We start from the raw sequence: 13,983 nt of genomic DNA, 5'->3' as shown, positions 1-13,983 counted from the left end.
GCAATCCTGCAGAACCAAGCACGGATGCGACAAACCATTCTCCCCTCGGAACGGCGGTCCGTTGTGACCTGAGACGTCGTACTTATCGACCGCCGCCCGAAACAAATAGTCTGGAGAAGAAATCAAACAGGTCAGCGTGACACTCCAGAGGCAAAACATGCGCCACATATTGGTCCGGTCTGACGACGACCATACAGCCCTTTGTCCGGTCAATTCCGCGCATTTCGTAGATGTCTTCGCGCCTCTTGTGATCAACGCAAAAAACCTTCTCGAAGTCGCGCAGACCATACCTGCCTTTCTCGGGTTTCAAAAGAGACGGCATATCCTCATAGGCCAGCGATTTGAAATCCTGTGGGAAGATGGCCCGTAGATCTATCAAACCGTCGATGTCTTCGTCAGGGCGCGTAAACCGTCGCAGAGGAGAGTTCGGATCGCTTTGCAAAGCCTCGCAAAGGTGATGGATCGATCCGTCTTGCCTACCTGCGTCTCCCTGTTCTGCGAAGGCATAGAGCCTCCAGCGCGCATCCGCTTCGGCCACATGTCCCAATTGCATAGGCATGGCATCCGCAAGCCGGACAACTGGTGCGGAATGAAATCGCTTGCCTATAACCAGCCCACGCGCCAGATGCTGGTGAACCGGTTCGGCGACCAAGTCCGAAGGCCCATAGTGAACCGAAAGCCCGCCGGTGAATTCCAGATTTTCGATAAACTGTTTTTGAAATCGGGGCATGTCGGTGCCGTCAAGCTCTGACTCGCCCGGTGGCGCACTCATGATCCGGGCCCATTTATGGTCGGTTTCGACCAGTCTTTTGGCCTCTTGCAAACGCTCGGCCGAGTAGCTGTGAAGAAGGTCAGGCATTGACCTTCCTGTCAGCACATGCACCAGTTTCCAACCCAGGTTGAATGTATCGCCCATCGACACGTTCATCCCCTGACCCGCCTTGGGGCTATGGGTGTGGCAGGCGTCGCCCGCCGTGAACACGCGTGGGGTACGTGTTGCAATTTCATGCTGCGGGACATCGTCGAACTTGTCGGTCAACCTGTGGCCGGTCTCGTAGACCGACCACCAAACGACTTCTTTTACGTCGATGGAATAAGGACGCATGATCCGGTTCGCGGCAGCGATGATATGGTCAGCCGTTAGATTGCGGTTGGCGACCCGCTCATCCGGGTTCAGCTTGTCAAGCTCGACATACATTCGGAACAGGTATCCGCCTTCGCGTGGAAGGATCAGAACGTTTCCCTCCGAAGCCGATTGAACAAGGCATTTCCGCCGCAAGTCGGGGAAATCGGAATTCGCCAATATGTCCATAACGCCCCACGCCTGGTGTGCGGCGTCGCCTTGCAGCTTACCCCCGATAGCCCTGCGCACATTGCTGCGTGCACCGTCACAGCCTACGACATAGTTCGCACGTACTGTAAGCCGTTCAATCACGTCGCCATCATCGCCCAGGCGTTCAAGCTGGGCTGTGACGGAGTGATCTGTGGAACCGGCATCAATCGTCAAATCGCTGACACGAAGCCCGTAATGGGGTTGCAGCCGCGTTGGAGCGTTTCTCATCACCTCCAGAAACAGCTCATGAATCCGGGCCTGATTCATCAAGGTATGTGGCATCTCGGATTGATCGTCGGCCACGTCCTGCACCGTGCCCGCCCGGCGGATGTGGTCCGGGTTTGCGGGATTGGGCGTCCAGAATGCCGTTTGGTTGACCCAATACGCTTCGCGCTTCACTTTCTCAGCGAAACCAAACGCCTGAAACATCTCCATCGAACGGACGTTGACACCGTCCGCCTGGCCTTTCTCCATCGGACCCGGTTTTTGATCCACGATCATTGTCGAAATTTCGGCGAACCCGGCCAGTTGCGCCGCAAGGCAAAGCCCGGCCGGTCCACAACCCGCGATCAGAACATCAACCTTTTCGGGGAGGGTTGTGGGGTGGATGTGGTGACCGAACGCAGCCGGTTTGATATCCGGATCACCCGGACGAAATCCATCAACGTAATATTGCATTGTCCCCTCCTCCGCAGGTTCACGCAATTTTAATAACTATACTTACTAATTCCTGTCAACAAAGATATGTACACTCACTAATTGCCGCGGTAGTTCTGAAAAAGTGACGGCGTAAAGTGATTTCGGAGGTTTTGAATGAGTATTTACGGAATGGCGGGGCACCTCATCCGAAGGCTCAATCAGATTTCAACCCACGTGTTCTCGGTCCGGATGCAGGAGGCCGGGATCGACCTTACATCCGTTCAGTACGCAGCACTTGAAACAATTCGCGCCGAACCCGGCATTGATCAGGCGACAGTCGCAGCGAAAATCGCCTATGACCGCGCAACAATCGGCGGGGTTATCGACCGGCTGGAGCAGAAAAACTATGTCAAACGCTCGGTCAGTCAACGTGACAGACGCGCGCGAGAGGTCACCTTATCCGAAAAAGGAAAAGACATCCTAGCGGCAGCTGCGCCAGTCGTAATTGACCTGCAAAACGAGATCCTCGAAGGGCTAACTCCGAATGAACGCGAAACTTTCCTGAAGCTCGCAGGCAAGGCAGTTGAAGCTGTCACCAACGATAACACACGGTCTTGAATTCCACCGCGGGCGCTGGTCCAATTGAAACAGGGAAAGCAAATCCACCGTTTTCGCGCTTTAGTTACCGAAAACAGAAACTAAAATCTAAGAAATCTCAATTTACCTTTGAGCCAACCGAGGGCAATGTAATCCTGAGAGGATAACTTGGCGTCCGCGCATAACCTGTCTGTTGCGTAGCGTTTCGACGAAAAGGTTCACATGTGTGAGCATTCTGTTTTCCGAAAAGGACCTGAAACCAAACACTAAGAAAGTGGATCAAAATCGTTATAAAACATAACTAATATGAGCAATCATGAACAGGGATGATACTCATAGGTCATCTAGGGAGGAGACCATGACCAACTTGCGCAGAACCATACTCAAATCTGCAGTGGCGGCGATTGCTTTTGGCGCCATGTCAACCACTGCCATTGCGGCCGAAGTGACACTGCGGATGCACCAGTTCCTGCCGGCACAAGCCAACGTACCCAAGAACGTTCTGGATGTCTGGGCCGACAAGGTCGAAGCGGATTCGGATGGCCGGATCGAAATTCAAAGGTTTCCGTCCATGCAGCTTGGGGGCAAACCCCCCGAACTGATCGACCAGGCCATTGATGGTGTGGCCGACATTGTCTGGACGGTGTCCGGATATACGCCGGGCCGCTTTCCCCGGACCGAAGTGTTCGAACTGCCGTTCACCATGACGAATGCAGAAGCCGTCTCACGCGCCTATTGGGATCTGGCCGAAGAAACTATGATGGACGATGACTTCAAGCAATTCAAAGTTCTCGGGCTCTGGGTGCACGGGCCCGGTCTAATCCATTCAAAGGAGCCGATCGAAAGCATCGAAGATCTGAACGGTGTAAAGCTGCGCGCACCGACACGCGTAACGAACGGCCTTTTCAGCTCGCTTGGGGCAACCCCCGTTGGCATGCCTGTTCCCGCGGTACCTGAAGCGCTGTCTAAAGGCGTGATCGACGCAACTGTGATTCCCTGGGAAGTGACAGGCGCCCTGAAGGTCAACGAGCTGGTCGGGAACCACACGACCTTTGGCGACGACACGCTATATACCACCACCTTCATCTTCGCGATGAACAAGGACCGCTGGGATGCACTGCCGGATGATCTGAAGGCCGTCATCGACGCCAACTCGGGCGCTGAATTCTCGGCCTTCGCAGGCAAGCAGATGCAGGCCGATGATGACGGACCGCACAAGCAGGCAATGGAACGCGGCAACAACATCATCACGCTGAGCCCGGAACAGGTTGCGGAATGGAAGGCAGCATCACAGCCGACCACTGACGCCTGGATCGCCGAGATGGATGAAAAAGGTCTGGACGGAACCGGCTTGCGCGCCCGCGCGCTCGAACTGATTTCGCAATACTCCGGCAACTGATCCGGTCGCTCTTCCGGCGCTATTTCCCGCTGGGAGAGCAATCCCTTTGGAGTTGATCATGCAGAAACTGGTTGAGCGCATCGCGCGCTTCATGGCCGTTCTCGGCGGTGTGGTTCTGACTGCGCTGGTCCTGCTGACCTGTGTCAGCGTGCTGGGGCGCGGCTTGAACACGCTGGGTCACTCGGACATTCTGACGTCACTGTCGGAAGCAGCAGCAAATGCGCTGATTGCATCGGGCGTCGGGCCGGTGAATGGCGATTTTGAACTGGTCGAAGCCGGCGTTGCATTCGCCATTTTCTCGTTCCTGCCGATCTGCCAGCTCTACGGCTCTCACGCCACGGTCGATGTATTCACAAACGCCCTTCCGGCTAAGGTGAACAAGGTGATCATCACGTTCTGGGAAATCATCCTGTCGCTTGTCATCCTTTTGATTACATGGCGCCTGTTTGTCGGCATGCAAAACAAGCTGGACTATGGTGAAACGACCTTTCTGCTGCAATTTCCTGTTTGGTGGGCCTATGGGCTAAGCTTTGTTGCCGCCCTTGTCGCATCACTTGTTGCTGTCTATTGCGCCGTCGCGCAGGTCATCGAGCTTGTCACCGGGCGTCATATCCTGCCCTATCGCGGGGAGGCCGCACATTGACCATGCTCGAACTGGGCTACGTGTCCTTTCCCGTACTTCTTATCATGATTTTCCTGCGCGCGCCGATTGGCCTTGCCATGTTGCTGTGCGGGATTGGCGGGCTGTATTTTGCCATGGGTGGCACCAGCATGTTCATGGCCAAGCTCAAAACCGAAACCTACTCTACCTTCTCCAGCTATTCGCTGACGATCATTCCGATGTTCCTGCTGATGGGGCAGTTCGCGACATTGTCGGGCATGTCTTCGGCCTTGTTCAAAGCGGCCGAAAGCTGGTTGGGCCACCGTAAAGGGGGCGTCGCCATGGCGGCAGTTGGCGCTTGTGCCGGATTTGGCGCAATCTGCGGGTCCTCCCTGGCCACCGCCGCGACGATGAGCCGTGTCGCGCTGCCCGAACTGCGCCGCTACGGCTATTCCGGCGGGTTTTCGACCGCAACGCTTGCTGCTGGCGGCACATTGGGCATTCTGATCCCGCCTTCGGTGATCCTTGTGATCTATGCGATCCTGACGGAACAGAATATCGCCAAGCTGTTTCTCGCGGCCTTTGTCCCCGGCATTCTGGCAGCGCTCGGCTATATCATCACGATTTCGATCTATGTGCGCATGTATCCTGACGCCGCGGGCACCCGCGAAGCGATCCCATATCCTGAACGCGTTCGGGCACTGCTGGATGTCTGGCCTGTCCTGCTGGTTTTTGGCCTTGTTGTCGGTGGCATCTATCTTGGCTGGTTCACCCCAACCGAAGGCGCAGCCGTGGGGGCGGCGGGAACCGGGTTGATCGCTCTGATCTCGGGCAATCTGAACTGGCAGGTCTTCGTCGAAAGCATCATTGCCACGGCCTCAAGCACGGCGATGATCTTCTTCATCGTGTTGGGCGCAGGGCTGTATAACAGTTTCCTAGCGCTCACTCAGGTACCGCAGGAACTGTCTGGCTGGGTCGTTGGACTTGGGCTCAGCCCGTGGATGGTGTTGTGCCTGATCCTGGTGTTCTATCTGATCTTCGGGTGTCTGATGGACAGCCTGTCAATGATCCTGCTGACAATCCCGATCTTCTTTCCGGTCATCAGCGCACTGGATTTCGGCATGAGCCCCGAACATGTGGCCATCTGGTTCGGTATTCTGGTTCTGATCGTTGTCGAGGTCGGGCTGATCACCCCTCCGGTCGGAATGAATCTGTTCATTATCAACGCTATGGATCGTTCAACCCCGATGACCCAAACTTACAAGGCAGTGATGTGGTTCGTCACCTCTGACATCATTCGGGTCATGATCCTGGTGCTGTTTCCAGCCATTACCCTGTTCCTGATCCCCTAGCTTAGACACCAACAGCGGTCCGGAGCAGGCCCATCCGAAAATAGGTATGAGATACAACAATGATTGAGCATAATAAATTGGAGAGAGCACCATGCAGCTAAGTGGATGTATCGCCCTGGTCACCGGCGGTGGAAGCGGACTGGGCGCTGCAACGGCAAGGCATTTCGCCGCCAGCGGAGCAAAGGTTGCCGTTTTGGATTTCAATGCCGACGGTGCGAAGGCAGTCGCTGACGAAATTGGTGGCCTTGCCCTGCAAGCCGATGTCAGTGACGAGGCCTCCGTCAGTGCCGCGTTTGAGACGGCAGTATCCCATTTCGGGTCGGCGCCCAGAATCGCCGTCAGTTGTGCAGGCGTCGGCATGGCGGCCAGGATCGTTGGGCGCGAAGGCAAGCTGTCATTCGACGTGTTCGAGAAAACTCTGCGCGTGAACCTTTTTGGCACCTACAACGTGATGAGCCACGCGGCGAGACACATGGCCGGTCTCGACCCGTTGGCTGACGGTGAACGCGGTGTGATCATCAACACGGCGTCGGTTGCGTGGCAGGACGGTCAATTGGGTCAAGCCGCTTATGCCGCGTCCAAAGGGGCAATCGCTTCGATGTGCCTGCCTGCCGCGCGGGAACTCGCACAGTCGGGTATTCGGGTGATGGCCATCGCACCCGGCCTGTTCCACACGCCAATGATGGAAGGCTTGCCGGAAGAGGTCACTGCCAAGATCACTGCGAACATTCCTTTCCCTGCCCGCCTTGGCGAAGCGCGCGAGTTCGCAATGCTCGCCGAACAGATCGTTGAAAACCCGTTTTTGAATGGCACCACTATTCGACTTGACGGCGCCGTTCGTCTGCCGCCCCGGTAAGGAGTTCCCCATGGACAGCCAAATCCTGAACATTGAGGTCAACGGATCCATCGCGACCCTGACCATGAACCGCCCAGACAAGCGAAACGCGATGTGCGAGGAACTGTTGGGCGCGCTGGATGATTTCTTTTCTGCACCACCCAAAAATGTGCGTGTGGTGATCCTGACCGGAACTGAAGGGCACTATTGTTCCGGGTTGGACCTGTCCGAGCATGTTCATCGTACAGCCGAGGAAAACCTGCATCATTCCCGCCACTGGCACAGTGTCATGGACAAGATCCAGTTTGGTGGGCTTGCGGTTGTCTCGGCCATGTTTGGTGCCGTGATCGGCGGCGGGCTGGAACTTGCCGCGGCAACACATGTTCGCATCGCCGAACCGTCAACGATCTTTCAGCTTCCCGAAGGTCGGCGCGGTATATTTGTCGGCGGCGGTGCGACCGCGCGGGTCGGTCGCCTGCTGGGGGCCGATCGGATGACCGAGATGATGTTGACCGGCCGCAAATATGGTGCCGATGAAGGGGTATCGCTGGGGCTTGCACATTATAGCGTGGGTGAAGGCGAGGCTTTGGCGCTGGCCCAAAAGCTGGCAGGTAAGATTTCCCGAAACGCGCCACTGTCAAACTATCTGATGATTCAGGCGGTCGCGCGGATCAATGAAATGTCGCAGAACGACGGACTGTTTACTGAATCGCTGGCCGTGGCCCTGTCGCAAACAACACCGGATGCGCAGGAAGGACTGCGGGCCTTTCTTGAGAAGCGCGCCCCGAACTTCAGGTGAACACATGAAAAAGAAACATGAACACACGCCAGAAGACGGCGCGCCTAACACGATCAGCGATGCCACGCTGCGGGGGTTTGTCGGTTATCGCATGAAACGGACCTTCAATGTGGTGCAGGAAGACCTGACAACAACTCTGCGTCCCTTTGGTCTGCGAATGCTGACTTATACGGCACTGGTTCTCATCGTCGATAACCCCGGTTTGCGGCAGTCCCAACTGGCTGACGCAATGGATATCGAGCGCCCGAACCTTGTCGTCATCATTGATGAACTGGAGCGCAGGGAACTGATCGTCCGCGACCGGGTACCGACCGACCGGCGCGCCTATGCGCTAAGGACGACACTGGCGGGCAGGCAATTATATGAAAAGGCCGTCGCCGCGGTTACCGCCCACGAAGGCAAGCTGCTGGCCGGTTTGGATGACGCAACCATCACCACCGTTTTCGATGCCCTCAGGACGATCGAAAAAGCGAGGAAAAGGGGCTGATCATGCAACGCACATCGGAATACCTGGTGCATTCTGTTTCGCGCGAAGATCGGGCCGACGGTTCCATCCTGCTGAAATCGAACCACACTCTTGGTCCTGTCGTCGACAAAACCGGTGTCTGGCTGCACGCCTGGGCCTCGGACGCGCCTGACCGCACGTTCATTGCTGAACGCAGCGGCGCAGGATGGCGCAAGGAAAGCTATGCGACCACGCTTGAAAAGGTGCGGGCAATCGCAAGCTCGCTATTGGCGCGTGGGATGGGGCCTGACACACCGATCCTGATCATGAGCGGTAACGGCTTGGATCATGGCCTTCTGAGTCTGGCTGCTCAGTATATCGGCATACCAACAGCCCCCGTGGCTGAGCAGTACGCGTTGATCCATGGCGCGCACGGCCGCCTGCGCCATGCCATCGAACTGGCGCGCCCGAAGATGGCCTATGTCGTCGATGCGGATAAATACCGAGAGGCGCTGGAACTGGATGCGCTTCAAGGGGTCGAAATCGTAGCCAGCCGACAAGGCAGGAACAGTCAGGTCACAGCGTTCGACGAACTTCTCAAAGGGGATGTCAGTGTCGATCTTGGGGCCGCCTATGAACTGGTTGGCCCCGCCTCCGTCGCCAAGATCCTGATGACCAGCGGTTCAACCTCGGCCCCGAAAGGGGTCATCACGACCCAACGCATGATGTGTGTGAACCAAACCATGCTGGCCGACGCGTTGCCATTTCTGCGCACGCGTCCGCCCCGAGTGGTCGATTGGCTGCCATGGAACCACGTCTTTGGCGGATCACATAATTTCAACATGATGCTCGCCAACGGCGGAAGCTTCTACATCGACGACGGCAAACCGGTAGCTGGTCTGTTTGAGAGGACGCTGGAAAACCTGTCCATGGTCACCGGCACGCTCAGCTTCAATGTTCCCGTAGGTTACGGCATGCTGCTGGGCGCATTGCAGCGGGATGGCAATTTGCGGCGGCGGTTCTTCGAAGAACTTGATCTGATCTTTTATGCGGGCGCTTCACTGCCACAGGACATCTGGTCTGGATTTGAACAGATGGCGCTGGATGTCAAAGGTGAGATACCGCTGATGACCTCATCCTGGGGACTGACCGAGACAGCGCCCGCCACAATGATGCAGTCCGAGCCCATTGATCGTTCCGGGGTTGTTGGCGTTCCGATGAACGGCGTGACACTCAAGCTGATACCGGATGAAGACATGCGGTGCGAAATGCGCATCAAAGGGCCAAACGTGATGCCCGGGTATTTCAACGAACCCGAAAAGACGGCCAGTGTTTTCGATGAAGAAGGGTTTTTCATTACCGGCGACGCCATGCGGTTCATCGACCCGCAGGACGTAAACAAAGGTATGAAATTCGATGGCCGGATTTCTGAAGATTTCAAGTTGCTGACCGGTACATGGGTGCGTGCCGCGCAATTGCGGATGGACTTGTTGACCTGTCTTGCGCCTCTTGCTTCAGATCTGGTCATTACAGGTGCCGACCGAAATGAGATCGGCGTCCTGGTCTTTCCCGATGTCGCCGAGTTGAAGCGGGAAGGATTTGACCTGAGCGACGACAGTGGCGCCTACCGCTGCGCACTGTTGCAAGGCGAAATCCACCGCCGCCTGACAGAGCGCGCACGCGAGTTATCGGGCAGTTCCACACGGATCGGGCGCGCCATTGTCCTTAGCGAGCCCGCCTCGATGCCCGAGGGCGAAATGACCGCCAAGGGGAACCTCAATTTCCGCAAAATACTGACACGGCGGCAAAATTTACTTGTGCGTCTTTATGACGACGCCGACCCGGCAATCGTAAAGATCTGAGAAAGGAACGAACAGATGGTCGATATCTCCAAGGTTCGCGCAATCGACATTCACACCCACGCTGAAGAACCCTGCGGGTGCCACTCGGATGATGGCTATGACGACCTGCAGGCAACCATGGCCAACTACTTTGGCGCTCCGTGGAGCCACCCGCCTACGGTTCCCGAAACTGCACAGCACTATCGTGAGCAAAACATAGCCGCGGTGATCTTCCCGGTCGATGCCGAGCGGGAGACCGGCTATCGGCGCTACAAGAACGAAGAAGTTGCCGCTTTGGCGGCGGAAAATGACGATGTGCTCATCCCGTTTGCGTCAATCGATCCGCACAAGGGCAAGATGGGCGCACGCGAGGCGCGCCGCCTGATCCGCGAATTTGGTATCAAAGGGTTCAAGTTTCATCCGACGATGCAGGGGTTCTACCCCAATGACCGTATGGCTAATGACCTTTACGAGGCAATCGCCGAGGAAGGCTGCATCGCCCTGTTTCACACGGGCCAGACCGGTGTCGGTTCGGGCATGCGCGGCGGTAACGGAATGCGGCTTAAATACTCGAACCCGATGTTCATGGATGACGTCGCCGTCGATTTTCCGGATATGAAGATTATCCTCGCCCACCCGTCATTTCCCTGGCAGGAAGAGGCTCTGTCCGTGGCGCAGCACAAGCCCAACGTCTATATCGACCTGTCCGGTTGGTCACCAAAGTACTTCCCCGAGATCCTGGTGAAATACTGCAACTCGATCCTCAGGAAAAAGGTTCTGTTTGGGTCCGACTGGCCAATGATCACTCCTGAACGCTGGCTGTCGGATTTCGAGAAGATCAATATCAAGGACGAACTGCGCCCGGACATCATCAAAGGCAATGCCGCGCGCCTGCTGGGACTGACCCCGTGATGCTGCCCCCTGCCCCATCGCGTCCCTACCCAGTCACTTTGAGATTCGACAGTGCCAAACCGCCAGAACCGGGCCGCGTCGTGACCGCCGAACTTACCAGCTGTCGGGTGATATGATCATGAAGCCATTCGAAGCCCCGCTTACGGACATCTTATTCACGTTGAACCACGTAGCCCGGGCTACCGAGCTTCCAGACTGGGACGCTGACCTGGCTGGTGAGATCGGCGAACATTTTGCCGCCTTCGCACAAGGTGAAATTGCCCCGCTGGACGAGCCGGGAGACAGGCAGGGATGCACGCTGGAAAACGGTCGCGTATCCATGCCGGCTGGCTTTGCCCAAGTTTATGCCACGTATTCGGAACAGGGCTGGCCTGTCCGCCATCAGCACCCATGGAACAGACTAGGTTGATTGCGTAGCGGAGGATTTCAGGCTCATCGTAACCATCAGAGAGTGGAGATGAGAATGAAATCCGGGAAACAGAAAGCGTCAGCAGAGAGAGTTGTCAAAGACATCCGCAGGAAGACACGGCGCCAGCATTCGGCAGAGGAGAAGATCCGTATTGTGTTGGATGGGCTTCGTGGTGAAGACAGCATAGCGGAGCTGTGTCGCCGTGAAGGAATAGCTACGAGCCTGTATTACAGCTGGTCGAAAGAGTTCCTTGAGGCCGGTAAGAAGCGGTTGGCTGGCGATACCGCACGCCAGGCTACCAGCTCTGAGGTGAAGGATTTGAGAGCGGAATCGTCGGCGCTGAAAGAGGTAGTCGCCGACCTGACCCTTGAGAACCGGCTGCTCAAAAAGCATGTTCGAGGATGGGGAGACGACGAATGAGATATCCCGCATCCGAAAAGCTTGAGATCATCCGGCTGGTTGACGGTTCGCACCTGCCGATCAAACGCACACTGGAAAAGCTCGGCATTCCCAGAACGACCTTCTACCGCTGGTACGACAGGTATCTGTCTTTCGGCGAGGCCGGGCTTGAGGATCGCCATTCCCGGCCGGTAGGGTTTGGAACCGCATCCCCGACAAGGTGCGCAAGCAGATCGTGGAACTGGCTCTGGAAGAACCCGAGTTATCGCCCCGCGAGCTTGCGGTGCGGTTCACCGACACCAGGCGCTACTTCGTTTCTGAGGCCAGTGTTTACAGGCTTCTGAAGGCACAAGATCTGATCACTAGCCCAGCCTGCATCACCATCAAAGCGGCGGATGAATTCCATGAGAAGACTGTGCGGCCGAACCAGCTTTGGCAGACCGACTTCACCTATCTCAAAGTCATCGGTTGGGGCTGGTTCTACCTGTCTACGATCCTGGATGATTACAGCCGTTACGTTGTCTCTTGGCGCCTTTGCACCACGATGAAAGCTGACGATGTCACAGGAACGCTGGAAGACGCTTTGGCTGCATCAGGTTGTGACAGTGTCACCGTTGCCCACAAGCCCCGGCTGCTCAGCGACAACGGCAGCAGTTACATCTCTGGCGAGTTGGCGAAATGGCTGGATGAGCAGGGTATGGATCATGTTCGGGAGCGCCCAACCATCCGCAGACCCAGGGCAAGATTGAGCGATGGCATCAGACGATGAAGAACCGTGTCCTGCTGGAAAACTACTATCTGCCAGGAGCGCTCGAACAGGCCATCGGCGACTTCATCAATCACTACAACCACAACCGATACCACGAGAGCATCAGCAATCTGACACCCGCCGATGTCTATTTCGGTCGAGCCGAAACAATCCTCAGACGCAGAAAGGAAATCAAACACCAGACAATCCAGAAACGCCGCTTGCTGCATCATCAGAACGCGGCGTAGATTGAAACTGCGGCGAGCCTGATCCTCCTAAGCCAATCAAACGCTCGTGTTCCAAATCATTCGATGACGGACAAGGGCTGGCCCTCTCTCACCGTGCCTGAGGAATATGGCGGTCAAGGGCTTGGAGCCTTGATGCTGGCCATCACGTCCGAGGTTTTTTCGGGCGCAAACCACAGCCTTCAGATGGTTACGGGGTTGGTTCCGGGCGCGGTGCGTACCTTGTTGCGCTTTGGCACAGAGGATCAGCAATACCGGTACATTCCGTCTCTGGCCTCGGGTGAAACTCTGGCCACCATGTGCCTGACCGAACCCGGGGCCGGATCTGACCTTTCACGCGTGCGCTGCCGGGCGGAACCTGCCGAGGATGGCTGGAAGGTCACGGGCGGAAAAATCTTTATCTCTGGCGGTGACCAGGACATGAGCGATCACATCCTGCATCTTGTGCTTGCGCGCACGTCCGATGACGGCGTCAGAGGTTTATCGCTGTTTCTATGCCCCAGCTCCTGCACAGACGGCAGCCGCAACCAAGCTACCGTAACGCGCATCGAGGAAAAGATGGGCCTGCATGCCTCGCCCACGTGCCAGCTGGCATTTGATGGTGCCAAAGCCGAATTGATTGGGGCCGAGGGTGAAGGTCTGATGGCCATGTTCACCATGATGAACCACGCCCGGCTTGATGTCGCCCTACAGGGCGTCGCGCACGCCGCGCGGGCTTATGACATTGCCAGTACTTATGCCAGTGAAAGGGTACAGGGACGCAATCCCGACGGTCAACCGGCAACACTGGATCAACATGCCGACATCCGCCGCATGCTGGATCAAATCGATTGGCTGGCGGTCAGTAGCCGCAGTCTTGCACATCTTGCATTTGTCACCATGGAACGGGGCACATCGCCTGACCTGGTCGATTTTCTGACCCCGGTCGCCAAGGTCTATTGCTCCGACGCCGGTATCAAGGCCGCCGAATTGGGTATGCAGGTTCTGGGCGGCTATGGCTATTTGCGCGAATACCGGCTGGAGCAGACCTATCGTGACGCCCGAATTACCTCGATTTACGAAGGGGCCAACGGCATACACGCGCGTATGCTGGCAACACGTCTGGCCGCAGGGCCTGCGGGCGACGCCTTTGCCGAATTTGTTGCGCATGAAGCCGAGCATTGGACATGCGATGCGATCTCGGACGCACTGGACAATTGGCAATCCGCTCGCAGAAAGCTGAAACAGGGTGACAGCGCGGCGATGGCGCATGGGTTCATGCATACGACGATTGATACCGCTCTGACTTGTCTGCGGGTGCGGCTGCGCAACGCCGCAAGCCTTCATCCATCCCCGGAACGGATCAAACGCATTTGCGGTTGAGGCTGGATCCAAGCGCGCAGATTATCGACAACCAATACCCGCCACCAATCGGACTGAAAGGAACGTA

The 13,983-nt window shown here is 56.7% G+C and carries 12 protein-coding genes and 1 pseudogene; 12 read left to right on the top strand and 1 reads right to left on the bottom strand.

Annotation, left to right across the window (positions count from 1 at the left end; all coding sequences use genetic code 11):
* Nucleotides 1-82: 82 nt before the first annotated feature.
* Nucleotides 83-2,011, bottom strand: a complete 1,929-nt coding sequence (locus tag ACR3E2_RS02365) for an FAD-dependent monooxygenase (RefSeq protein WP_480481627.1) — start codon at nucleotides 2,009-2,011, stop codon at nucleotides 83-85.
* Between the two features lie 135 nt (nucleotides 2,012-2,146).
* Between ACR3E2_RS02365 and ACR3E2_RS02360 the strand changes: the two genes are divergently transcribed.
* The 12 genes and pseudogenes from ACR3E2_RS02360 to ACR3E2_RS02305 all read left to right on the top strand — a co-directional run bounded on the left by ACR3E2_RS02360 (nucleotide 2,147) and on the right by ACR3E2_RS02305 (nucleotide 13,916).
* A complete protein-coding gene (locus ACR3E2_RS02360; protein WP_480481629.1) occupies nucleotides 2,147-2,590 on the top strand; it encodes a MarR family winged helix-turn-helix transcriptional regulator in 444 nt (147 codons plus the stop codon).
* Between the two features lie 337 nt (nucleotides 2,591-2,927).
* Nucleotides 2,928-3,968, top strand: coding sequence for a TRAP transporter substrate-binding protein (locus tag ACR3E2_RS02355; protein ID WP_480476338.1), 1,041 nt, complete (start codon nucleotides 2,928-2,930; stop codon nucleotides 3,966-3,968).
* A 58-nt stretch (nucleotides 3,969-4,026) separates the two neighbouring features.
* A complete protein-coding gene (locus ACR3E2_RS02350; protein WP_480481631.1) occupies nucleotides 4,027-4,611 on the top strand; it encodes a TRAP transporter small permease in 585 nt (194 codons plus the stop codon).
* Entirely contained in the window at nucleotides 4,608-5,921 is a 1,314-nt protein-coding gene (locus tag ACR3E2_RS02345) for a TRAP transporter large permease (protein WP_209504353.1), read from the top strand. The genes ACR3E2_RS02350 and ACR3E2_RS02345 overlap by 4 nt, the downstream gene beginning before the upstream one ends.
* Before the next feature lie 91 nt (nucleotides 5,922-6,012).
* A complete protein-coding gene (locus ACR3E2_RS02340; protein WP_480481633.1) occupies nucleotides 6,013-6,777 on the top strand; it encodes an SDR family NAD(P)-dependent oxidoreductase in 765 nt (254 codons plus the stop codon).
* Nucleotides 6,778-6,787: 10 nt separating this feature from the next.
* On the top strand, nucleotides 6,788-7,555 hold the full coding sequence (locus ACR3E2_RS02335; protein ID WP_480481635.1) for a crotonase/enoyl-CoA hydratase family protein: 768 nt from the start codon (nucleotides 6,788-6,790) through the stop codon (nucleotides 7,553-7,555).
* A gap of 4 nt (nucleotides 7,556-7,559) precedes the next feature.
* Entirely contained in the window at nucleotides 7,560-8,042 is a 483-nt protein-coding gene (locus ACR3E2_RS02330) for a MarR family winged helix-turn-helix transcriptional regulator (RefSeq protein ID WP_480481637.1), read from the top strand.
* 2 nt (nucleotides 8,043-8,044) lie between these two features.
* On the top strand, nucleotides 8,045-9,862 hold the full coding sequence (locus tag ACR3E2_RS02325) for a feruloyl-CoA synthase (RefSeq protein WP_480481639.1): 1,818 nt from the start codon (nucleotides 8,045-8,047) through the stop codon (nucleotides 9,860-9,862).
* A gap of 15 nt (nucleotides 9,863-9,877) precedes the next feature.
* Nucleotides 9,878-10,753, top strand: coding sequence for an amidohydrolase family protein (locus tag ACR3E2_RS02320; RefSeq protein WP_480481641.1), 876 nt, complete (start codon nucleotides 9,878-9,880; stop codon nucleotides 10,751-10,753).
* Between the two features lie 118 nt (nucleotides 10,754-10,871).
* A complete protein-coding gene (locus tag ACR3E2_RS02315) occupies nucleotides 10,872-11,162 on the top strand; it encodes a hypothetical protein (RefSeq protein ID WP_480481643.1) in 291 nt (96 codons plus the stop codon).
* A gap of 48 nt (nucleotides 11,163-11,210) precedes the next feature.
* A pseudogene (locus ACR3E2_RS02310) lies at nucleotides 11,211-12,557 on the top strand (IS3 family transposase).
* A 63-nt stretch (nucleotides 12,558-12,620) separates the two neighbouring features.
* Nucleotides 12,621-13,916 carry an acyl-CoA dehydrogenase family protein gene (locus ACR3E2_RS02305; protein WP_480481695.1) on the top strand — a complete coding sequence of 432 codons (1,296 nt, stop codon included), beginning with the start codon at nucleotides 12,621-12,623 and terminating at the stop codon, nucleotides 13,914-13,916.
* Nucleotides 13,917-13,983 lie beyond the last annotated feature (67 nt).

This window comes from Ruegeria sp. AL7 (assembly GCF_056536105.1).
Note: the sequence above shows the minus strand (reverse complement) of the source record. Positions and strands in the feature narration are given on the sequence as shown.

Bases quoted from the DNA above. Each gene is read 5' to 3' on its own strand.
- ACR3E2_RS02320 (WP_480481641.1), top strand. From the start codon at position 9,878: ATGGTCGATATCTCCAAGGTTCGCGCAATCGACATTCACACCCACGCT.
- ACR3E2_RS02350 (WP_480481631.1), top strand. From the start codon at position 4,027: ATGCAGAAACTGGTTGAGCGCATCGCGCGCTTCATGGCCGTTCTCGGC.
- ACR3E2_RS02340 (WP_480481633.1), top strand. From the start codon at position 6,013: ATGCAGCTAAGTGGATGTATCGCCCTGGTCACCGGCGGTGGAAGCGGA.
- ACR3E2_RS02355 (WP_480476338.1), top strand. From the start codon at position 2,928: ATGACCAACTTGCGCAGAACCATACTCAAATCTGCAGTGGCGGCGATT.
- ACR3E2_RS02305 (WP_480481695.1), top strand. From the start codon at position 12,621: ATGACGGACAAGGGCTGGCCCTCTCTCACCGTGCCTGAGGAATATGGC.
- ACR3E2_RS02360 (WP_480481629.1), top strand. From the start codon at position 2,147: ATGAGTATTTACGGAATGGCGGGGCACCTCATCCGAAGGCTCAATCAG.
- ACR3E2_RS02315 (WP_480481643.1), top strand. From the start codon at position 10,872: ATGAAGCCATTCGAAGCCCCGCTTACGGACATCTTATTCACGTTGAAC.
- ACR3E2_RS02325 (WP_480481639.1), top strand. From the start codon at position 8,045: ATGCAACGCACATCGGAATACCTGGTGCATTCTGTTTCGCGCGAAGAT.
- ACR3E2_RS02365 (WP_480481627.1), bottom strand. From the start codon at position 2,011: ATGCAATATTACGTTGATGGATTTCGTCCGGGTGATCCGGATATCAAA.
- ACR3E2_RS02330 (WP_480481637.1), top strand. From the start codon at position 7,560: ATGAAAAAGAAACATGAACACACGCCAGAAGACGGCGCGCCTAACACG.
- ACR3E2_RS02335 (WP_480481635.1), top strand. From the start codon at position 6,788: ATGGACAGCCAAATCCTGAACATTGAGGTCAACGGATCCATCGCGACC.